Source organism: Puia sp., assembly GCF_035546395.1.
Classification (GTDB): domain Bacteria; phylum Bacteroidota; class Bacteroidia; order Chitinophagales; family Chitinophagaceae; genus Puia.
This window is the reverse complement of the sequence record NZ_DASZXR010000019.1, coordinates 985,149-1,004,173: the sequence shown is the minus strand read 5'-3', so window position 1 is coordinate 1,004,173 and position 19,025 is coordinate 985,149. Positions and strand designations below refer to the sequence as shown.

Here is a 19,025-nt window from a genome sequence, read left to right as displayed (position 1 = left end):
GAGCGGTTTTGTTTTGTGGTAGTGAACCGAGCTCCGCTTGGGTGAACGGACACGAAAACAAAACGAGCCCGGCTGTGGCCGGGCGTGGTTGTTTGGGTAATGCAAATGCGGGGTGGATCAGGCCGTCCCACGAGGGACGAGTGGGCGGGATAATCCAGGTCGGGCAACAATTTTAACTCCACTCTTCAAAACCCGCTCTGACAGCGGGTTTTTTAGTTCGATACATCCAGGAGCCAATCACTTTAATTTCTTAAGTATTTTATTGCCATAAACTTACATGTTCGAATCCTGGATGGTCGACGGCTTCTTAGAATGATTTATATTAGCCTCATGAAGAAGAAGACCTTATCCTTCGAATTTATGTTTATTTATGCCTTAATGGCGCCTTACCAATATTGCATTGGTCAAGAGACTTCCAGGGACTCCAGTATAATCGCCGAATTTGGTAAATGCCTAAGTATCGATATAAAGAAAGACAACCTTCATGGCAGTATGTCCGCGGCGATAATAAAGGACAGTGCGGTGATTTGGGCGGGTGCGTTTGGCTATGCAACCGGGGATAAGGATATTGCCGCAGACACGAACACTATTTATCGTATCGGATCTATTTCCAAGACGTTTACAGCTGCTATTCTAATGCAGCTTGTTGAGGAGGGAAAGGTCAAGCTTGATGACCCTGTCGAAAAATATTTGCCAGAAATAAGATCCCTTAAAGGTTATTCAGATCAGACAATTATCACTTTGCATGAGTTGGCATCCCATACTTCAGGGTTGAAACGGGAGCCGGATTTGCCTGGCGCGGGTTTGGGGCCGGTTGACCAATGGGAAAGTAAAGTATTATCCTGTATACCCTATACGTCGTTCGCTAATGCACCCGGAGTCCGTTATCAGTATTCTAACATAGGGTATTCCTTGCTTGCGCTAGCCCTCCAACGTGCGTCAGGTGTCCCATATTTGCAAATGGTTCAACAAAGGATATTTACGCCGCTACACATGGATAATACTTTTTTCTCGATACCCGAAAACAGGAAGGCTAAAGTGGCCGATGGTATTGTTAATTTCGACGAGAATGTAAGAGAACAACTAAACAACACCCCTTCATTCCAGGGGATTTTAGACAGCACCCTTGGCGGTTACACAACGCCTTCTGGCGGAATTTACTCGACTTCCGTTGATCTGGCAAAATTTGTAATAGCACTGATGGGAAAGACTCCATTGCTTAAGCCAGAAAGCCTTCGGGAAATGCAAGTTCCTGGTCCGGGTGGCACGCGTTATGGTTTGGGTCTTATGTCGGCACAGCATAAAGAGTTGAAATTTGAAGGGCACGAGGGCATCGCTCCGGGATTCAATGCGCAGTTTACTATAGAACAGCATAATATTTATGCGGTCATTTTGCTGCGTAACTATAATAGGGGCGAAACTAATCTCACATTAGGTAGCAGGAAACTGCTTTACAAGTTGTCAAAAAGCAATTCAAGATGAAGCCACTTCCTTGAATTTTACTTTTGAGCAGGCAAGTAAAAGAAAATCGAACACTTTACGCCGTGTGCATGAATATATCTGCTGGCAATTGAAAATAATCCTTTAGCTTCTGAGCCATTTTCAATGTCAATTCCCTTCGTCCCGAGAGGATAGATGACACGTGACCTTTAGATCCTATCAAGGGTTCCAGGTCCTTTGCTTTGAGACCTCTTTCTTCCATCTTTAATTTGATAGCATCAATGGGATCGACCTCTGGTAAAACGATATGCTTGTCTTCATAATCTTTTATCAGGACAAGCAATAATTCGAGTTCGTCAGATTCTGACGTCCCGGGCTCTGCTTGAAATATGGCCATTGTGCGTTTGAGCGCCTTATTGTATTCAGCCTTGGTTTTTATCACTTTCCAGTCCATATCATTTGCTTTTGAAGTTCAATATTTCGATATCAAAATTAATTTTTGAAGTATCTATCTTATCGTATTCTTTGTGGGTCCCGAACCAGATCACGTAAGCCGCCAATTGCCGAAAATTGACAGAAGTCACCAGCCTGAAATCATTCCCTTTTATATTGAATATAACCCGGTTATTCGCAACGAAACTTGCATTCCCATTACTCAACCCCCGTCACCGGCGGCCTTACTGAACCAATTGCAACGTAAATTTCCGGGAGGAGAATATTACTCGACCTACGAAGCCGGCTTCAACGGAACGAGCACCCACGAGGATCTCTGCAAGCTCGGCATTAAAAATATCGTTGTCCATCCCAAGTGCCCCCTCGCGTTGCGAGGGGTATTTCTTTGAGTGGGACAATTACAATCTATTCATCCAACAATCCATTCCAGATAGTTGCTCTGATGGATAGTTGCAAACTTTGCATCCGGGTAAGCTTTAGCGAAAGCTGCGGGAGGCTTGGCATTCTGATTTTGCCACTTACATTCAAGGGCCTGTAAATGCTGCTTATTATCTAATTCAATCAGGTCAATTTCCTGTCCGTCGTAGGTTCGCCAAAAGAAATATTGGGGATGATAACCGCGATAACTATTGAACTTCATCCGTTCGCTTAAAATATATTGTTCCCATAATTGCCCGATATCGTTCCTGTTTTGAAGCGAGCTAAAATTGTTGATCAATGCATTGCGAATACCATTATCATAAAAATACCATTTCTTGCTCTTCGTTACTTCCTTGCGAAGATTATTGCTATAACCCGACAACGGGAAAATAATAAATACCTTGGAAAGCAGATCAAGATAGCGCTCCACTGTAGCCTTGTTCAGTTGAAGACTGTTTCCCAGTTCGGTTGTACTCACCTGGCTACCTACCTGCCATGCCAGCATTTGCAGCAGTTTGTACAGGACCTCTGCTCCTTTTACGTTTTCCAATATCAACAGATCCTTTAGCAAATAGCTATTCACCATTTGTTTTAAATAATTCTCCTGGTCCTGTTGATCGGGAAGTTGCCACAATTCGGGATATCCTCCGTAAATCAAGCGCTGTTCAAGGTTCCTGATGGTAGTCATTCCGTCTTCTATAGTAGACAGTTCAGTTTGAGCAATAGGATACAGATAATGCACGATATTACGGCCGACCAACGGCTCTCCAGTGTGGTATACCAGGTCGAAACTACTACTACCCGTGGCAATAATCGTAATACCCTTAACATTATCGATCATCAATTTCAGGATTTTGCCTATTTCCGGAATAACCTGGGCCTCATCAATAATTACAATCTTCTTTCCTCTTGTCAATTGGCTATAATTAGCTACTGTCCTTTGCTGTAACAGGCTGGCGACCTGCATATCTTCCCCTTGGAGCGATAGTACATCACTACCATGGCGTGCAGCGATGTGCTCAATGATGGTTGTTTTACCAGTTCGCCGGGTTCCGTACAGCATGATGACCTTCTGCTTACCCAGCTCGGATTCGATCTTCTTTTCAAGCAAACGAGGAATATTCATGTTAATTAGGTCATTAGACTAGCGCAATTTACGTAAATTAGGCTATTTTAGCAGCCTAATTTACATATTCGTCCAGCCTGGCCAACGTTTGCCGCTGTTGCTAGCCGTCCAGACTAACGCCCCCTCCACGGTTTGTCGATTGTTAAACAACAAACTAGCAAAGGCAATCCGCAGGTGAACTTTCACATCTTCGGCAAGCTGATTGACAGCCTCCCCGATTACTTGAATGTCATACAAACAGGCTTCGATGACCATGAAATTATGGAAAATTCATCGAAAGAAAGATTGCCGGTGTATGTCTCGATGTGCTCGATAAATCGTAGGATATCACCTACAACAATCGATGGAGTGCATTTAGACATATAAAATGTCCTTTTCGACCGAAGAGAGGTAAATGGGTTTGATCGATCGTTTTGGAACACCACCTTTGTTCCGAATAGGTCTTCGATCTCATTGGCCATTGCTACGAAATTAAGCCCCATTGAACCGTTGAATTCGACGGCTACGTCAATATCACTGTTCTCGGTGGCTTCTCCACGCGCGTAAGAGCCAAACAAACCCAAGCGGGAGATAGGACCCCTTGTTTAACAAATTGGGCCTACCCAACCTGAAAGTTTCGGTCTTAAATAAGAGAAAATCAGGCGCTTAGCCCGACGACCATTCTCAAATCGGCCAGGAACCGGTTCGAGAAACGTCCAGTCCGGGCAACAAATCAACCGCTCAGCTCCGCTGAGCGGTTTTGTTTTGTGGTAGTGAACCGAGCTCCGCTCGGGTGAACGGACACGAAAACAAAACGAGCCCGGCTGTGGCCGGGCGTGGTTGTTTGGGTAATGCAAAGCGGGGTGGATCAGGCCGTCCCACGAGGGACGAGTGGGCGGGATAATCCAGGTCGGGCAAGAAGTGGAGGGTATCAAAAGTAAAATGAGGCAACTAAAAGGGCAGATTATATTTCCCGAACAAAGCTTTATTTTCAATACTCTTTGCAAAGTTCGGTGTTTCCTCCCGGTTGTGGGCGTCCGACGCTTCTTGTCTGGCTTTAGCAGCCTGGGCAATGCTTATTCCATGCGCAGCAATGAAATTCAGGAATTCGGGGGTAGCAGTTGCATGAATAGTGTTAGTATATCGTGTAGTTTTTTCATCTATGGGTTCAACTTTCAGCTCCCATAGAACCTGTACCCTGGACCGGCCACTGGCCGTGAGTGTGTCCGACAGGGACAACATCCTGCAATAATCGGGACGATGTTCCGTTGCCACGTAATGTTGGACTACCAGTGCGTCGCCTATAGTCTCTACGTTGATAGACATCGGCTCTCCATCATACGTTGTTGTATTGCCGGCGGCGATATGGTGCACAGAGCAACGCTGGTATTCGGCATCCGGAAGGTTAAGTAACCAGTCCGCAATATTTATCCTTTCAAAGGGGGCATTGATAATTGCACTTACAGTTGAAGCAGACAATGCATTTTCTTTCGTTTGTTTGATTTCCATAATCTTTTTGTTATTGTTGCTACAAAGCTGGCAATTATTTCTAAATCTATTAAACTCATTTTTTCGATGTTCTATATCGATTATTTCGATTTATAAACTTTAGATTTGTTTAAAGAATTGATATGGAATTACGACAATTGAGATATTTTATCCGTGCTGCCGAACTGCTCAACTTTACCAACGCTGCCGCTGAACTATACGTCAGCCAAAGCACGCTTTCCCAACAGATCAAGCAACTGGAAGACAACCTTTGTGTTTCTTTATTCGACAGACTGGGTAAACGTGTAAGACTTACCGAAGCCGGCAACATGTTCCTCTCACATGCACGAAAGACGCTCCGGGAGGCTGATGAGGGGAGGCAGGTCCTGAAGGATCTTGTTGATCTGAAGACCGGAAACCTTACTATCGGAGCAACTTATGGCCTCACGGCGGTTTTGGTGGAGGCCATCGCTGTATTCAGCCTTCGTTACCCAGACGTCAGTATCCAAATCATATTTGGCTCGACTGAATATCTGCTTGAATGCATCTACACGGCTAAAATTGACTGCATGCTCTCATTCATGCCTGTACAATCAAGCGAGAGTTTAGAAATAAAGCCGCTTTTTAGCGCTGCGCTTTCGCTGGTGGTTCACCAATCGAACGAATTGGCTAAGCGAAGAAAAATCACCTTGCGACAGTTAGCCAGGATTCAATTGGCGCTACCGGCAAGAAGCTATAGTGTAAGGAACCATCTCGAGGTGGCCCTTTCGAGGGAGGGAATGAATTTGCCAGGTGCAATTGAGGTCAATGATATCAATACGTTGCTGCATCTGGCGGACACCGGCCATTGGAGCACAGTACTGATGAGTAGCTCACTTTTTAATTTTCCATCATTAAGAGCAATACCGCTAGAAGGTACAGACATGCAAAGACAGGCGACGATTACTCTCCCCCTGGGCGTTTATCGGAAAAAATCGTTGGTTGCTTTGAGTGAAATTATTTTCAACAAATCATGAATATCCTTCCTGCGCGCCGAACGGAGAGGATGACTTGATACTATGGGTCGGGATTAATCTCCAGAATGTCGTTTGATCCGATAACGGAAACCGTCAAAAAACGAGTTTTTCGGGAAAAATCGAACCAATGATGACCCGCTTCCGCTTTACATCTCCTTCTTTGTACAATTCGTCCAGGTGGACCAAATTGGAAACGGCCTTTCCCAGCAACGGCTCTATATTGGTGGATACCCTCGAAGCCTCAATTAGGCGCACTTCCAGCATTTCGATCTTTTTCTCATTTTCCCGCTTGATCTCCCGGAAATGCTGGGCGTCTATTTCTTCTTTCAACAGCAGTTTCCGGACTCTCGTTACTTCCATGTTAGCCGCCTCGATCTGTTCGCTGATCGCGCAATGCGGGTAAACAAAAAAATGCTCCTGGCAAAACCAGGACCACATTGCTGATTTGACGGCCCACTCTGGGATCATCGGAACTGGCCCTCTGTTGACTACTTCAAGTTCTTTTGCAAAGCGAATTCACAAACAATTATTTCACTCTTGTTATCAAGATAGGACACAACATATTTTTTGCGATAATTGATGCACCTGAGATTTAGCGCTTTCCAAGCAGGAGGATGCTTACAAGGACGATGAATAATGCGGTCATCGGAGGAGAGAAGCGAAAAAGGCGAAAGCGTCATCAACGAATTTCTTTGCAGTTTTGGGTAATCCTTCGCCTTCAATAAACAGTGCTATGCGGGCAACTTCTTCAATAGCAGGTTCAAGAATCGTTACTTTCCTTTTGCCCATTTATCAATGAGTTTGTGGGCCAACTTCTTGCCATCGGCAAGGGATAGCTTTTTTGGCTCCGACTGCCTTGACGGCTGACTTTGTCCGAAGGTCTTCATATTCCTTCCTGGGAAGTACCACGTATTCCTTATTTTCAATATTTATCGTGTTCATTAAAGCAAATTTTCGCTCTAATTTACGAAAAATACTCTTTAATCAGCAGCGACACCGGGCGGGCGGAGCAGGTCACTGTAATAGCAAGCGTATGCCGGTCAAGGTGGAAAATATCCGCTCTATATATCGATATTAGACAGGTCAAATCCACCAGGGATTGGTTCGAGAAACGTCCACTCTGGGCAACAAGTGACCGCTCAGCTTCGCTGAGCGGTTTTGTTTTTGTGGTACTAAACCGAGCTCCGCTCGGGTGAACGGACACGAAAACAAAACGAGCCCGGTGCCAACCGGGCGTGGTAGTTTGGGTATGTTTTAACGGCGTGATTCGACTCAGTCAGTCGTCTTTCTGTCGCTTTCTCCGGTAGTGTTCCCGGAACTCTAAAGGGGTTTCCCTGGTTGTCTTCTTGAAAATACGGCTGAAATAGGAATTATCCGTGTAGCCGAGGTCGAGGGATATTTGAATGATATTCATGTTCGTGTGGATGAGCATTCGTTTGGCCTCCAATACGACCCTTTCAGTAATGACTATTGATACGGTCTTATTCATGATGACCTTACAAATCAGATTTAGGTTCTTTTCACTCATGAACATTTTCTTCGCATAGCTTGCCGGCGACTTTATATCCTTGAAATTGTCGTCGATCAGCGCGTTTAACCTTCGAATATGAGCCAGCTGCAGCTCGCGATGTTTATTTGCTCTCTTCTCCGGCAGATAGATGCGGGCGAGGTCTATGTAAAGTACGTTGAGCATCGAACATATCTTTTGGAAATGCATCAGGTATTTGCTCTTATACTCCTCAACGATAAATCGGAACTGAACTGTCAAAGAAACTGCCTGTTCCTTCCCGAGTTGTATGAGTGGTGCATTTTGACTATTTCCAAAGAACGGGAAGTGCTCAATTCTTTCATAAGTGAAATTTAGATCGAAGAACTCCTTTTTATGGAAAATAATATAGCCGTCTATATCTTCCGACACCTTCCAATGATGTACCTGGCCAGGTGACAATAGAAAAATGTATCCTGGCCGGATATTGAATGATTGAAAATCCACTTCGTGAATTCCACTACCCTTCGTGAATAATACACTTAAGTAAAAGCCATGCCGATGGGGCGCCAGAACCATATGATCGTGCTGAAGAAGATGCTCGGCGAAAGTATTAGCATAAAAATCACTCTCCGACCCCAGATACTTGAAATCTGCAATGTCATATATCGGCATCTCTCTTTGAGACATGTGTTAAAGGTAGAGAAATTGTTCGATTTGTCCTATACCATGTGTATTCCATGATATCGATTTCTGTATTGCGGAAATACCTTTGTTCCAAGAGGCGATGGTGCTCAGTACTAACCTAAAGATTAAATCAATACCCATGCATAGAAATTTGGAAGCACTCATCATCGACGACGATCCATTTTCGCTGGCGATGGCGAAAAGGATGGTCAGCGATCGAATTCCAAGAAAGCAGATCCGTATTTTCTCGTCCCCCAAATTCGCTCTCCAATACCTCCGAACGGAGAACGATGTACAGGGAAAGAAAACAGGCAGGCGCGGTATTATACTTACTGACCTGGAAATGCCGGATATGGATGGAATCGAATTCCTTGATGAATTCAACCAATTTCAAAAATCGATCAGGGAGAAATATGTAATATTCGTATTATCATCAACCAACGAAAATTTTAAAATCCAACGTCTGTATGAAAAGCCAGGTTTCGAGGGCTTGATCCCTAAACCTTTGACTGTAGGAAAACTTGACCAACTGTTGACGCAAATCGGCGCTCGATGAAGAAGACGCAATCCTCCCTGTGAACCGTCCAGTATCCAATAAAGAGCTCCAAAAGAGCTCTTTATTCTTACAACAGTGTTGTCCATCCCGCCGCTGAAAAAGTGTTACTCATTTAACCATGCACTCTGCGATGAACCAGGATGGCGGCGCCTTTAAAACAAAGCGATTTGCGCCTTTAAAACAAAGCGGCGAATAAGCTGGGTGCCGATATTTGTCTTCATCAAAATAACCTGATGACAACAAATTCGAATACTGACCAACTGGTACTTGTGACGGGTGGCTCCGGTTTTATCGCCGTACATTGCATCCTTCAGCTGTTGAATGCCGGCTACCGGGTTAGGACAACCATCCGATCACTGGACCGGGAGCCAGAAGTACGAGCCATGATGAGAAAAGGCGGCGTCGAGGCCGGGCATCGGTTATCATTTATCACAGCGGACCTGAACTCAGACACACATTGGAATGAAGCCACTGAAGGTTGCTCTTATGTATTGCACGCAGCCTCCCCAACCCCGCTGAAAGCCTACAAGCATGAAGACGAAATGATCATTCCTGCACGCGAAGGAGTAGTGCGGGTACTCCGCGCATCCCGTGGGAGCGGCGTACGGCGGGTAGTACTGACATCCGCCTTCGGCGCCGTCGTTTACGGTCATCCGCCCCGCACCACTCCTTTTACAGAAAAGGATTGGACAGTGACAACCGGCAAAGTACCGCCGTATCAAAAATCGAAGACGCTCGCTGAGCGAGCCGCCTGGGAGTTCGTAAAAAAAGAGGGAGGGCCCGAGTTGTCCGTGGTCAACCCGGTTACCGTTATGGGACCGGTGCTGGGTCCGGACTATTCGCATTCCATTTATCTGATTCGCAACTTACTTGAAGGCACGATGCCTGGCTGTCCGAAGATCAACTCCGCCTTCGTCGATGTTCGAGATGTAGCTGATCTCCATCTACGGGCAATGACGAATCCCGTAGCGAACGGCGAACGCTTCATTGCTACAGCCGGCGAAAGCATCTGGTTGATCGAGGTAGCTAGGATCCTGAAGCGGGCGATGGGCAAAGCGGCGGCAAAGGTCCCGGTAAAAGAGTTGCCGAATTTCTTACTACGAATCGCGGGTCTGCGGGACCCAACCGTCAAATCAATGGTCCCACTGCTCGGCCTTGTCATGAACACTACTAATGAAAAAGCGGTCAGTATGCTTGGGTGGTCGCCGCGCCCGACAGAGGAGGCAATAATAGCGGCCGCAGAGAGCCTTGTTCGTCTCGAACTGATCAAATAATTTGCACTAATTTTATGGCCATGAAGACGCCCGAGCGGGCGAACATCGCCGAAATATTCATATCCTGCAAAAAGGAAGCGCATTACAGCCGGGAATTGATGCTTCCACAGCATGCCCTGGTGCACATCATGTCGGGACAAATGCGTGTTGCGGCGGCTGATCGACAGTATAATTTTTTCAAGGGTGATACTGTCCTTTTGCCTCGTAACCAATTGGGTAGGGTGAGCAAGCTACCGATGAATGGGCAGCCCTGTCTTGTCATTTCCATTCTTCTGCGGCAGGATATTCTCAAGGACTTTTATAATAAGCACCCGCTCGATCAGCCGTCGTATTATTCGCCGGAGCCGCTTTTCTTTCGCGATCATCCATTGTTGGAAAGCCTTTTTAATTCACTCCTTCCTTACTTCAAGCTGGCTGATGTTTTGCCTGCCGATATTGCCGCAGTCAAAATCGAAGAAACCATCCGCGTCCTACGCGCGATCGATAAGAATGCCGATCTTTTGCTCGGCTATTTTAAGGAGCCGGGAAAGGTTGACCTGGTAGAGTTTATGGAAAAACATTATATGTTTAATCTTTCCCTGGAGAAGTTCGGCCATCTCACTGGTCGGAGCCTTACCACCTTTAAAAAGGATTTTGAAAAGGCGTTTAACAGTTCGCCTGGTAAATGGCTTACCCACAAAAGGTTACAGTTGGCCCATTACGAAATCTTTGAAAAGAAAAGGAAACCGTCCGACGTGTATTTAGACGTCGGTTTCGAAAATCTTTCCCATTTTTCCTTTGCCTTTAAAAAGGAGTTTGGATATAGTCCTTCGGACGCACGGCAGCCGTATAACAACCGCCCGGTGTAGTTTCTAATGCCGCTTAGCGATAAAAAATTTGCGAAACCGAAAAGTTGCATATATATTTGCAACCGTTCGGTTTCATTAAAGCAAACAGCTAATTGGGAAACCCATGTAATCAATCAGACAACTTATTATCAACAATTAAAAAGACTTTAAGATGAACAGTCCACAAGTCAGCGTTACGGTTGACAAATCCACAAAAACGGTTTACATAACCAGAGAGTTTGCTGCCCCTCACTCGTTGGTCTGGGATGCATTTACGAAACAAGAGATCCTTGACCAATGGTGGGCGCCCAAACCTTTGACGTCAAAGACCAAAAGGATGGACTTTAAAGTTGGGGGACGAAGATTTTACGCAATGGTAAGCCCCGAAGGAAAGGAAATAGGCTGGCAGATACAAGACTACACTTCAATAAGCCCGAAAACCAACTTCAAATTCTTAAGTGCATTTGCAGACAAAGACGAAACCCCTCATTTGCCCGGTTCCAACTGGGATTTGAATTTCAGCGAACAAAATGGAATAACCAAAGTAAGCATATCGATATTCAATGATTCCCTGGAACGGATGGAAAAGATGATCGAAATGGGCTTCAAAGAAGCGTTAACCATGACCTTAAACGAATTGGAAACATTATTAAATGGTAATAATCATGAATAAAGAAATTAAAAAAAGTAAAGCCCAAAAACTTTTGGCGGTGGTGGGTGTGATCTTAATTTGCGCCCTTCGCTTAAACGCACAAACAATCAAGCCTAATGTCAGTGGCTATGCACCGGTTAACGGCATCAAAGTATATTACGAAATATATGGAGAAGGAAGGCCCATCGTTCTGTTACATGGGGCATTTTATACGATTAGCATGAACTGGGGGCAATTAATACCTGAGCTATCAAAAACAAGAAAAGTAATTGCCATTGAAATGCAGGGACATGGGCATACACCTTATTCTGATAGAAAATTAGATATTAAGACCTTGGCAAAGGATGTGGAAGGAGTAATGGATTACCTGAATATAGATAGTGCCGATGTAGCAGGATACAGTATGGGTGGCTCTATTGCTTACCAGTTTGCCGTGCAAAGCCCGAAGCGATTACGGAAATTAATTATCATATCTTCTTCCTATAAAACGAATGGTTTTTTACCAATAGTTAACGGTGCTTTTAAGGATTTTAAACCGGAATTTTTTGATAACACCCCAATAAAAACCGCCTACGATGCAGTAGCACCCGATACTACAAAATGGAGAAAGTTTTTAGCGCAAATGATAGCTTTTGCCGGTGTGCCATTCAATGTGGGTGATTCGAATATTGCAAAAATTTCGGCACCTGTGTTGATTATATCCGGCGACAATGATGGCCTGGATAAAGTCGAGTTGATGAAAACATACGAGTTGCTTGGAGGCGGCATATCTGCCGATTTAGAACCGATGCCAAAATCCCAGTTAGCCATTCTTCCTTCGCAAGGGCATGTGAGCCTGATGATGCAGACAACGGCCATTTCGAATTTTATAAACAGCTTTTGAAAATATAAAAACTTTTCCCATGTTCGTATCGTCTCATCAACGAATCCGGTGACCGGGTGGATAAATCCGGGGTATTCCCGAAGAGATATTATTCAAATGGGTCAATTATAAGCAAAACAGGAGCTGTCGGACTTTATGCGGCCATCCCGGTAACCATGAATGATCAGGCGATCAGCAGCCGGTTGGATATAAAGAAAGCCGCATGCATTCCATAATCCATGGCGTTCTGGGGACCTCGTTCAGGATCAGATTGCGCCGCCCCACCGTCAACGGCATCAGGCTTTGCATCAACCCCGAAACCAACTCATGCATAGATATGGTATTCATAAACACATATGGATTTACCCTATTAAAAACGCCGATGTAAAATTCGATAGGGTACGGATCCCTGGCTTTTCAGAATTAATTTTATGGGATGGAAACCAACAGGGTACTGGTGGCCGATGACCATACCATCGTCCGATCGGGAATAACGCTGATCCTACAAGACCTTCTTCCGTCAACCGTCATTGACGAGGCCTCGAATGGGAACGAAGTCATTTCTTTTGTGAAAAAGAACGGTTACAACCTGATCGTGCTGGATATCAATATGCCCGAAACGGATTCCATCACCCTTGTCACCAATGTTCTTGCCTACCGGGAGCAGTGTAAGATTCTTATCTATACCATGAATTCGGAGGAGCTTTATGCGAAACGGTTCATCAAACTGGGGGTTCACGGATACTTGAGCAAGGAGTCCCAGGCCGGGGAGATCAGGAGGGCGATCGCGGCGGTACTGAACGGGGAGCTGTATGTCAGCAAGAAGGTGAAAAAGGAACTGAGTGAGGATCTGAAAAGGGGGATGGACAATCCTTTTCACCAACTTTCGGACCGGGAGATGCAGACGGTCAAGTACCTGCTGCATGGGTATACTCTACCGGAAATAAAAAAGGTTTTGAACATCCATTCCTCGACGATCGGAACCTATAAGACCCGGATCTTCGAAAAGCTGAAAATAAAGACGCTTCGCGAGCTGAATGAGCTTGCCAAGATGTACCGGATGGAGATCTTTAAACTTTGAACCGGACCTGAACCACGGTGCCTTTCCCGGGTTCGGACTGAATATCGATATCTCCATTCAATTTCCGGGCAAGCTCCATGATGAACCGATAGCCAAAAGTCGATGCCGGCCCGTACATATCTTTTTCGCCAAAAGCCGTTATCTCTGCAATTCTTGAAGCCGTCATTCCCCGGCCGGTATCTTTTACCATCAGCCGGATATGCCCATTCTCCTGACCGGCGCTGATGCCGATGCCGCCGGAGCTGGTGTATTTGACGGCATTGTCGACGAGGTTCCGGATGACGATGGCCAGCATATTCCGATCGGCCGACAGGACCATTCCGGAAGGAACGTCACAATCAAAATACAGTCCCTTCCGCATGGCGATATTGCGGTAAAGAACGGTTGTCTCATTCATAAAGTTGTCCAACCGGATGTTTTCCGTCTTTATCAAAAATCCCTGTCGCTGACTGTCGTACCAAAGGAGAAAATCGTTGCTGAACTGAACGATCCTGTTGCTGGAGTCCTTTAATATATAAAACAATTCGTCGAGCTTGGGGCCGCTCAGCTTATGATAGTTCTCGTGCAAGTGATCGATCAACAGCGACTGTGAATACATCGGGGACCGCAGGTCGTGCATGATGACGGAAAGAAGCCGCTCCTTCATCATGGTACTTGTTCCAACTCAAGGGTGCGTTCATCCACCTTGGCCTGCAGCCGGATATTCTGCTGGGTGAGGATGCGAGTCCTCAGTTTGTACAGGAAAAATAACAGCACGGCGACGGCCAGCGCCAGGGCTATATAAAAAAACCAGCTGTTGTACCAATGTGGCCGTACTTCGAAGGCAATGGTCATGGTCGTAAACCGATTGGTCCCGGCGCCATTGTGCCGTTCGTGTAGTCATCGAGATCGCTTTTGCGGGTCCGGAACAAGCCATGGTTCGTGTTGATCCAGAAGAAGCCATTGTCATCCTCCAAAAAGGTGTGGGCCGTAGACAGGTATTTCTCCGCGTCCAGGGGGATCGGGATAAATTTCCCGGCCTCATATTTATAGAAGCCGTTCCCATAGGTGGCCACCCAGATGCTGCTATCCCTTGCCTTATAAATATTCCGGGCATAGACATGCGGCAGGATCGGGTCCTTATGGATGCTTTCCCTGGCCAGGTCGTAGACGTAAATGCCATCCCGGGTGGCGATCCATGCCACCATCGGCGCGACCTCGGCGACGGACTCGATATTATGGGTGACAAAGGGTGGATAATCCTTTAGGACATACTGCAGCCCGGCCGTTGACCCGCTTTAGCAGTGAAGTGAGCGTGCTGACCCAGACGGTATGCCTGCTATCTTCAATGATGCGGATATATAGGAGTCCAGCGGAAGACTGTCCATGGTCCCTTCGGTGGAAAAATTCCTATCATAAATGTGCAAATGTTTGTCTTTGCTCAGCCAGACCGACCCGTCTTTCGCCTCATAAAAACAATTTCCATCGGGTTTCGTATCGCTGGTAAACAGGCGATGGTTGCCGGCATTCGTCCTGTTCAGGACGCCATTCTGGGTAAGTATCCTTTTGCCCGGCAGCAAAAGGAAGGCTTTAAAGGAATTGTTGAGCCGATCGGAGGTGTCAAATGCAATTGTGCTGAACGGTCTTTTTGTAACGATGATAAACCCGGTCGTAACGGTGGCGATGAAAAGCCGCCGGTTTGGCTTATCGTACAGAAAAGAAGTGGCGATGAGCTTGTCCAGGATCTTCAGGTCCGGAAAGATCAACCCGGCCTTCAACACTCCGTTGTCGAGGACCAGCTCATAAATGTCGTCCTGCTGTCTTATGATCACCTGTTCGCCGCCGGGACCCAGGATGGATTTGAGCCCGGTGGTGGAAGCCGCCAGCCTTACCAGGTCGGAGACCGTCTTATCCACCTGGATGGACACCGGCCTGCCCTGTTGAAAAAAGCGCCATTCGCCTCTTTCGGAGAAAATACAGAGGATCCCTTTCAGGAAGAAAACATGGATGTCCGCGCCTTTAATGTCTACGGGCAACTTATTCACCGTATTGGACCGATTGTCAAGGTAATACCATTCATCCCGGCTGTCCTGAACGACTACTTCATTGTCGTTCAGGACCACGAAAGTCGGTGATAAGCAGAGGCGATGAAGCAACGAGGTGTCGACACCGTTCCTGGCATTTGAATAATATTTGAATAAAGGAGTGCAATCGAAAAAGCCCGGTGAATTGATATGGATGAATTTGTGAGCGATCCGTGTTCTTGCGGTATCGAGGACCAGCTTATAATCCGGTCCCACCTTATAAATTTCTGCCGGATCGAAGGACGAACCCAGCAGCACTTCCCGTTGCGACGATTCGCCGATGACGGAAAAACGATTGGACTTTATGGCGGGTGTATTGGACTTATCATATAGTTTGAATCGCCGGCCGTCAAATCGCACAAGCCCGTTCTGCGTAGCGACCCAGAGGAAATTATTCTTATCGAGTAAGAGTCCGGTAGCGCTGTTTTGCGGCAGGCCGTTCTCGCTGTTGTATTGCCTGACATCATATTGATCCTGCCTGACGTCATAGTTTTCCGTCTCGGCGAGGGAGAGATCGCTCCCGCCGGCCTGGGCGGCAGCCCATTCGACGCCTATTCCCAGAAGGCAGAACAGGAATGATGCTATGCACCGCATAAGTCAGCCAGGAAACCCGTTGTAGTAAATTTACTACAAAACTGCGATAAAACCGCACTCGTATTCTGGCCTGCGGGGATCAGAAGAACAAGGTGAGCTTCAGCCTGGCGAAGAAGGGGGTGCCGGGGGTAAAGCTGACGCCGTCGACCGGGGCAGGCTCGTTGCGAAGGCGGGATGTGTAGGCGAACTGACCTTCGTTCCAGGAGCGATCGAAGAGGTTTTCTATTGATGCGCCCATCTCATAGCGTTTTTTTGTATAGTTGATGACGAGGTCGGTGATGAAGTATCCTTTGGCGACGAGGGTATTGTCCTCGTTTGCCGGGCGATCGTGGAGATAGCGATAGCTGATCCCGCCGTTGAAACCGGAAGGGAGGTGAAAATTTATTGCGGCGGTGCTGGAGAAGGTTGGAGCGAGGGGGAGATAATTTTCGCCTTTTGCGGCGTCGAGATCGCGAGGGCGGGCGAGGTCGACATTCAATTTGCCGAAGAGCCAGGGGGTAAACTGATATCGCGCCGAGAGATCGATGCCCTCGCGGCGAGTCCGGCCGCCGGGCGAGACGGCCTGGTCGCCGAGGTCGGCGCCGTAGGTGAATTCCTGCTTTAAAAAGAGATACCAGAGGGCAGCGTTGATAAAGAGGGCTTTTGCGGGCTTCCAGTTGATGCCGAGGTCGGCGCCATAGGCTGCGGGCAGGATGTCATAGCCCTGGTTGGCGATGACGACGCGGGCATCATTGGAGTGAAAGCCTTTACCGAGCTTCAGGTAGAGTTGTGTGGCTTTGCCGGCGGTGTATTGGATATTCAGCTTTGGGCTAAGGATGGCTTTTGCCGCCGCCGAATCGTTGTAGACGAATTGGAGGTAGTCCAACCGCGCGCCTATGTTGAACAACCAGCGGCCTTTTTCGAGGGTTTCGCTCCACCAGGCGTTCAGCGCCGTTTCGCGGATGTTTCCCAACTGAACATAGTCGAGGATCGAATCGCCGCCGGCGGTGTGGGCGAGAAAGGAAGGCGTGATACGATCATATCTTGCGCCCCAGCCTGCTTCGGAGGTCAGGGTGGCGTCGCCATGATTGTGGACGGCGGTGAGCCGGCCGGTGTAGCCGTACAGATCGCGTTTCTCGTGCTGGCGGAACTCGTCACCGGAGGTGGGATAGAAATAGAAGTAGGTGAAGTTGGACAGCAGATCGAAGGTGTAGCGGGAGTACCAGGCCTGGTTCTCGAGACGAAGATTTTCCTTTAACCGGGTGTCGATGCGGAGCGAGGCATTTGTCCGCGAGGTATTACCGCCCTGGGCGCTGTCGATGACGCCGAAGCGATCCTTTATATATCCTTCCGCGACCGCCCGCTCGGGAATCTCACCGGCGGCCCGCCACCTGGAGGCGAAGGTAGACCCAATGAGCGTGAGGGTGCTGGACCGGGTCAGGGGCGTGATGAGCTTGCCGCAAAGGTTCCCGCGGTTGAAATGTTCTGGATAGTGGAAGGGGCCGTCCGAATACAGGCCTTCTGCGGCGATATAGGCTGACTGCCCTTTTTGCCGGGCGGCGGAGGACAGCAGGTTGAGCAGGGTTACGATGCGGCCGGTGTGGAATTGTCCGCCTTCGATGGTGACCTGGCTGTTTTCGATCGTCTTTTTTGTATCGTAAGAGACATAGCCGGCGGTGGTAAAGTCGCCTTTGTCTGCGTAGTAGGGTCCCTTTCCGAAGTCATAGCTGCCGATGGTTTCCGGAATGATGAAGTGCATGTCTGCATAGCCCTGGCCGTGGGCCTGGGAGACCATGTTCACCGGGATGCCGTCTGCGGTGATGTTGACGTCGGTGCCGTGGTCGGCGTCGAATCCTCTTAGAAATATCTGTTCTGCCTTGCCGCCGCCCTGGTGCTGGGCGATGAAGAGACCCGGGACGAGACGGAGAAGATCCTGGGCGGAGCGGACAGGTTGCCAACTGAGGTCGATGCGGCTGAGGGTGTGGAAGGAGCCGGCGCCGGCGGAGCCGGAATGGGTGATGGTTATCTCTTTGAGGTCGACGATGTGTTGGCCGGTAGTGTCGATGAGCTGCTTTGCGGCGATGTCGGCGGATTGGCCCGAGACCGCTGTGATCATGAAAAGAAAGGGGATGAAGCAGGTCCATTTCATAAAGGGCAAATCTACATTGAAAATCCAGAATAGCTATCTTGTGGAATGCAGCACCTGGAATTTGAGCCTCCCGAGGAGCTAAGGGATACGATACAATGCTTTTGGTATGACCAACGGGACTATGGAGACGAGCAGTCGGGCTTCGAGGTACTTCCTGACGGGTATGCCGAGATCATTTTTCATTTTGGGAGTGGCTGCAGTGTTCTTTTTGAAGGGAGTTTGCGACCGTTGCCATCGCCGTTTATGGTGGGATTGTTGGGGCAGCCTGTTGTTTTTTATGCGAGGGGCCGGCTGGAGATCATTGGGGTCCGGTGTTTTCCGTGGTCGGTTTTCGATCTTCTTGGATTGCCGTCCGGTAAAGGCGGGGTGCATGTATTCGAGCATCCTGTTGCCCGGCTGCAATCCCTTTTGACTGGGTGGGTCGATGCCGGCAGGATCGGGGATGCGATGGCGGAAGTGAGGCGGTATTTTTTGGAGGCGCGGTCGGGAGTACCGGTTGACAGCCTATTGTATAAGGCGGGGGTTGCGATGCGAAAGGCGAACGGTACGTTACCGGTAAGCGAGGTGGCGGCGGCGGCGAATGCGACGGTGCGAACATTGGAACGAAACTTCAAGCAGTCTTCGGGGCATACGGTCAAAGATGTCTCTGCGCTGATGCGCTTTGAGCAGGCGCGGAACCGGCTGTGGAATTTTCCGGATACTTCTATTGCCGGGCTGGCCCAGGAGGTGGGTTATACGGATCAATCCCATCTCAGCCGCGAGTTCAAGCGATACAGCGGCACTACGCCGGGGGCTTTTGCGCGAAAGGCCAGGAAGGGAAGGCAGATGGCAGGTGGTGATTTTGTCGCGTTTGTACAAGATTAGGGGGGTGGCTTTTCTGAACTTTGTGCGCT

Annotated in this window: 25 protein-coding genes and 1 pseudogene; 10 read left to right on the top strand and 16 right to left on the bottom strand. The window is 48.0% G+C overall.

What is annotated here, in order from left to right; all coding sequences use genetic code 11:
• Positions 1 to 330 precede the first annotated feature (330 nt).
• Positions 331 to 1,482, top strand: coding sequence for a serine hydrolase domain-containing protein (locus tag VHE34_RS30485; RefSeq protein WP_325595266.1), 1,152 nt, complete (start codon positions 331 to 333; stop codon positions 1,480 to 1,482).
• Between the two features lie 55 nt (positions 1,483 to 1,537).
• On the opposite strand, the gene VHE34_RS30480 is transcribed toward VHE34_RS30485, so the two are convergent.
• Complete coding sequence (locus VHE34_RS30480) at positions 1,538 to 1,894, bottom strand: helix-turn-helix domain-containing protein (protein WP_325595264.1); 357 nt, start codon at positions 1,892 to 1,894, stop codon at positions 1,538 to 1,540.
• A 1-nt stretch (position 1,895) separates the two neighbouring features.
• Positions 1,896 to 2,099 (bottom strand): type II toxin-antitoxin system HigB family toxin, encoded by a 204-nt coding sequence (locus VHE34_RS31270; RefSeq protein WP_414709930.1) that lies wholly within the window; start codon positions 2,097 to 2,099, stop codon positions 1,896 to 1,898.
• 30 nt (positions 2,100 to 2,129) lie between these two features.
• On the opposite strand from VHE34_RS31270, the gene VHE34_RS30475 reads away from it, so the two are divergent.
• Positions 2,130 to 2,282, top strand: a complete 153-nt coding sequence (locus tag VHE34_RS30475) for a hypothetical protein (protein WP_325595262.1) — start codon at positions 2,130 to 2,132, stop codon at positions 2,280 to 2,282.
• Positions 2,283 to 2,302: 20 nt separating this feature from the next.
• On the opposite strand, the gene VHE34_RS30470 is transcribed toward VHE34_RS30475, so the two are convergent.
• The 4 genes from VHE34_RS30470 to VHE34_RS30460 form a co-directional block, all read right to left on the bottom strand.
• Complete coding sequence (locus VHE34_RS30470; protein WP_325595260.1) at positions 2,303 to 3,424, bottom strand: ATP-binding protein; 1,122 nt, start codon at positions 3,422 to 3,424, stop codon at positions 2,303 to 2,305.
• Positions 3,425 to 3,499: 75 nt separating this feature from the next.
• Positions 3,500 to 3,694, bottom strand: coding sequence for a hypothetical protein (locus VHE34_RS30465; protein ID WP_325595258.1), 195 nt, complete (start codon positions 3,692 to 3,694; stop codon positions 3,500 to 3,502).
• A complete protein-coding gene (locus VHE34_RS31265) occupies positions 3,658 to 4,011 on the bottom strand; it encodes a nucleotidyltransferase domain-containing protein (RefSeq protein ID WP_333783485.1) in 354 nt (117 codons plus the stop codon). The genes VHE34_RS30465 and VHE34_RS31265 overlap by 37 nt, the downstream gene beginning before the upstream one ends.
• Before the next feature lie 358 nt (positions 4,012 to 4,369).
• Positions 4,370 to 4,927 carry a hypothetical protein gene (locus tag VHE34_RS30460; RefSeq protein ID WP_325595256.1) on the bottom strand — a complete coding sequence of 186 codons (558 nt, stop codon included), beginning with the start codon at positions 4,925 to 4,927 and terminating at the stop codon, positions 4,370 to 4,372.
• Between the two features lie 122 nt (positions 4,928 to 5,049).
• On the opposite strand from VHE34_RS30460, the gene VHE34_RS30455 reads away from it, so the two are divergent.
• On the top strand, positions 5,050 to 5,922 hold the full coding sequence (locus VHE34_RS30455) for a LysR substrate-binding domain-containing protein (protein ID WP_325595254.1): 873 nt from the start codon (positions 5,050 to 5,052) through the stop codon (positions 5,920 to 5,922).
• A gap of 93 nt (positions 5,923 to 6,015) precedes the next feature.
• On the opposite strand, the gene VHE34_RS30450 is transcribed toward VHE34_RS30455, so the two are convergent.
• From VHE34_RS30450 to VHE34_RS31260, 4 genes and pseudogenes are all read right to left on the bottom strand, one after another.
• Positions 6,016 to 6,360, bottom strand: a complete 345-nt coding sequence (locus VHE34_RS30450; protein ID WP_325595252.1) for a hypothetical protein — start codon at positions 6,358 to 6,360, stop codon at positions 6,016 to 6,018.
• A gap of 204 nt (positions 6,361 to 6,564) precedes the next feature.
• Positions 6,565 to 6,711 (bottom strand): hypothetical protein, encoded by a 147-nt coding sequence (locus tag VHE34_RS30445; protein ID WP_325595250.1) that lies wholly within the window; start codon positions 6,709 to 6,711, stop codon positions 6,565 to 6,567.
• Between the two features lie 487 nt (positions 6,712 to 7,198).
• On the bottom strand, positions 7,199 to 7,615 hold the full coding sequence (locus VHE34_RS30440; protein WP_325595248.1) for an AraC family transcriptional regulator: 417 nt from the start codon (positions 7,613 to 7,615) through the stop codon (positions 7,199 to 7,201).
• 228 nt (positions 7,616 to 7,843) lie between these two features.
• Positions 7,844 to 7,987: pseudogene (locus VHE34_RS31260) on the bottom strand (AraC family ligand binding domain-containing protein); the annotation flags it as partial.
• A 247-nt stretch (positions 7,988 to 8,234) separates the two neighbouring features.
• On the opposite strand from VHE34_RS31260, the gene VHE34_RS30435 reads away from it, so the two are divergent.
• The 5 genes from VHE34_RS30435 to VHE34_RS30415 all read left to right on the top strand — a co-directional run bounded on the left by VHE34_RS30435 (position 8,235) and on the right by VHE34_RS30415 (position 12,287).
• Positions 8,235 to 8,651, top strand: a complete 417-nt coding sequence (locus VHE34_RS30435; protein ID WP_325595246.1) for a response regulator — start codon at positions 8,235 to 8,237, stop codon at positions 8,649 to 8,651.
• A 233-nt stretch (positions 8,652 to 8,884) separates the two neighbouring features.
• Positions 8,885 to 9,925 (top strand): aldehyde reductase, encoded by a 1,041-nt coding sequence (locus VHE34_RS30430; RefSeq protein WP_325595244.1) that lies wholly within the window; start codon positions 8,885 to 8,887, stop codon positions 9,923 to 9,925.
• A 20-nt stretch (positions 9,926 to 9,945) separates the two neighbouring features.
• Positions 9,946 to 10,773: an AraC family transcriptional regulator gene (locus tag VHE34_RS30425; RefSeq protein WP_325595241.1), complete on the top strand. Its 828-nt coding sequence runs from the start codon at positions 9,946 to 9,948 to the stop codon at positions 10,771 to 10,773.
• 151 nt (positions 10,774 to 10,924) lie between these two features.
• Complete coding sequence (locus tag VHE34_RS30420) at positions 10,925 to 11,425, top strand: SRPBCC domain-containing protein (protein ID WP_325595239.1); 501 nt, start codon at positions 10,925 to 10,927, stop codon at positions 11,423 to 11,425.
• Positions 11,418 to 12,287 carry an alpha/beta hydrolase gene (locus tag VHE34_RS30415; RefSeq protein WP_325595237.1) on the top strand — a complete coding sequence of 290 codons (870 nt, stop codon included), beginning with the start codon at positions 11,418 to 11,420 and terminating at the stop codon, positions 12,285 to 12,287. The genes VHE34_RS30420 and VHE34_RS30415 overlap by 8 nt, the downstream gene beginning before the upstream one ends.
• 171 nt (positions 12,288 to 12,458) lie before the next feature.
• On the opposite strand, the gene VHE34_RS30410 is transcribed toward VHE34_RS30415, so the two are convergent.
• Positions 12,459 to 12,614: a hypothetical protein gene (locus tag VHE34_RS30410; protein WP_325595235.1), complete on the bottom strand. Its 156-nt coding sequence runs from the start codon at positions 12,612 to 12,614 to the stop codon at positions 12,459 to 12,461.
• 88 nt (positions 12,615 to 12,702) lie between these two features.
• Between VHE34_RS30410 and VHE34_RS30405 the strand changes: the two genes are divergently transcribed.
• Positions 12,703 to 13,347, top strand: a complete 645-nt coding sequence (locus tag VHE34_RS30405; RefSeq protein ID WP_325595233.1) for a response regulator transcription factor — start codon at positions 12,703 to 12,705, stop codon at positions 13,345 to 13,347.
• Here VHE34_RS30405 and VHE34_RS30400 read toward each other — a convergent pair.
• The 5 genes from VHE34_RS30400 to VHE34_RS30380 all read right to left on the bottom strand — a co-directional run bounded on the left by VHE34_RS30400 (position 13,337) and on the right by VHE34_RS30380 (position 18,132).
• Positions 13,337 to 13,996, bottom strand: coding sequence for a HAMP domain-containing sensor histidine kinase (locus VHE34_RS30400; protein WP_325595231.1), 660 nt, complete (start codon positions 13,994 to 13,996; stop codon positions 13,337 to 13,339). The two genes, VHE34_RS30405 and VHE34_RS30400, sit on opposite strands and share 11 nt — an antisense overlap.
• Positions 13,993 to 14,181: a hypothetical protein gene (locus VHE34_RS30395; RefSeq protein ID WP_325595229.1), complete on the bottom strand. Its 189-nt coding sequence runs from the start codon at positions 14,179 to 14,181 to the stop codon at positions 13,993 to 13,995. Before VHE34_RS30395 ends, VHE34_RS30400 begins: the two co-directional genes overlap by 4 nt.
• A complete protein-coding gene (locus VHE34_RS30390; RefSeq protein ID WP_325595227.1) occupies positions 14,178 to 14,534 on the bottom strand; it encodes a hypothetical protein in 357 nt (118 codons plus the stop codon). Before VHE34_RS30390 ends, VHE34_RS30395 begins: the two co-directional genes overlap by 4 nt.
• 90 nt (positions 14,535 to 14,624) lie before the next feature.
• Entirely contained in the window at positions 14,625 to 16,004 is a 1,380-nt protein-coding gene (locus VHE34_RS30385) for a two-component regulator propeller domain-containing protein (protein ID WP_325595225.1), read from the bottom strand.
• Between the two features lie 79 nt (positions 16,005 to 16,083).
• Positions 16,084 to 18,132, bottom strand: coding sequence for a TonB-dependent receptor (locus tag VHE34_RS30380; RefSeq protein WP_325595223.1), 2,049 nt, complete (start codon positions 18,130 to 18,132; stop codon positions 16,084 to 16,086).
• A 45-nt stretch (positions 18,133 to 18,177) separates the two neighbouring features.
• Here VHE34_RS30380 and VHE34_RS30375 point away from each other — a divergent pair, with 45 nt between their 5' ends.
• On the top strand, positions 18,178 to 18,996 hold the full coding sequence (locus VHE34_RS30375; protein ID WP_325595221.1) for a helix-turn-helix domain-containing protein: 819 nt from the start codon (positions 18,178 to 18,180) through the stop codon (positions 18,994 to 18,996).
• The last annotated feature ends 29 nt before the right edge of the window (positions 18,997 to 19,025 follow it).

Coding starts and splice junctions, on each gene's coding strand:
- VHE34_RS30460 (WP_325595256.1), bottom strand. CDS start 4,927: ATGGAAATCAAACAAACGAAAGAAAATGCATTGTCTGCTTCAACTGTA.
- VHE34_RS30430 (WP_325595244.1), top strand. CDS start 8,885: ATGACAACAAATTCGAATACTGACCAACTGGTACTTGTGACGGGTGGC.
- VHE34_RS30450 (WP_325595252.1), bottom strand. CDS start 6,360: ATGTGGTCCTGGTTTTGCCAGGAGCATTTTTTTGTTTACCCGCATTGC.
- VHE34_RS30410 (WP_325595235.1), bottom strand. CDS start 12,614: ATGAATACCATATCTATGCATGAGTTGGTTTCGGGGTTGATGCAAAGC.
- VHE34_RS30395 (WP_325595229.1), bottom strand. CDS start 14,181: ATGACCATTGCCTTCGAAGTACGGCCACATTGGTACAACAGCTGGTTT.
- VHE34_RS30445 (WP_325595250.1), bottom strand. CDS start 6,711: ATGGGCAAAAGGAAAGTAACGATTCTTGAACCTGCTATTGAAGAAGTT.
- VHE34_RS30485 (WP_325595266.1), top strand. CDS start 331: ATGAAGAAGAAGACCTTATCCTTCGAATTTATGTTTATTTATGCCTTA.
- VHE34_RS30440 (WP_325595248.1), bottom strand. CDS start 7,615: ATGCTCAACGTACTTTACATAGACCTCGCCCGCATCTATCTGCCGGAG.
- VHE34_RS30465 (WP_325595258.1), bottom strand. CDS start 3,694: ATGGTCATCGAAGCCTGTTTGTATGACATTCAAGTAATCGGGGAGGCT.
- VHE34_RS30385 (WP_325595225.1), bottom strand. CDS start 16,004: ATGCGGTGCATAGCATCATTCCTGTTCTGCCTTCTGGGAATAGGCGTC.
- VHE34_RS30425 (WP_325595241.1), top strand. CDS start 9,946: ATGAAGACGCCCGAGCGGGCGAACATCGCCGAAATATTCATATCCTGC.
- VHE34_RS30380 (WP_325595223.1), bottom strand. CDS start 18,132: ATGAAATGGACCTGCTTCATCCCCTTTCTTTTCATGATCACAGCGGTC.
- VHE34_RS30435 (WP_325595246.1), top strand. CDS start 8,235: ATGCATAGAAATTTGGAAGCACTCATCATCGACGACGATCCATTTTCG.
- VHE34_RS30390 (WP_325595227.1), bottom strand. CDS start 14,534: ATGGTGGCATGGATCGCCACCCGGGATGGCATTTACGTCTACGACCTG.
- VHE34_RS30400 (WP_325595231.1), bottom strand. CDS start 13,996: ATGATGAAGGAGCGGCTTCTTTCCGTCATCATGCACGACCTGCGGTCC.
- VHE34_RS30480 (WP_325595264.1), bottom strand. CDS start 1,894: ATGGACTGGAAAGTGATAAAAACCAAGGCTGAATACAATAAGGCGCTC.
- VHE34_RS30405 (WP_325595233.1), top strand. CDS start 12,703: ATGGAAACCAACAGGGTACTGGTGGCCGATGACCATACCATCGTCCGA.
- VHE34_RS30455 (WP_325595254.1), top strand. CDS start 5,050: ATGGAATTACGACAATTGAGATATTTTATCCGTGCTGCCGAACTGCTC.
- VHE34_RS30415 (WP_325595237.1), top strand. CDS start 11,418: ATGAATAAAGAAATTAAAAAAAGTAAAGCCCAAAAACTTTTGGCGGTG.
- VHE34_RS30420 (WP_325595239.1), top strand. CDS start 10,925: ATGAACAGTCCACAAGTCAGCGTTACGGTTGACAAATCCACAAAAACG.
- VHE34_RS30375 (WP_325595221.1), top strand. CDS start 18,178: ATGCAGCACCTGGAATTTGAGCCTCCCGAGGAGCTAAGGGATACGATA.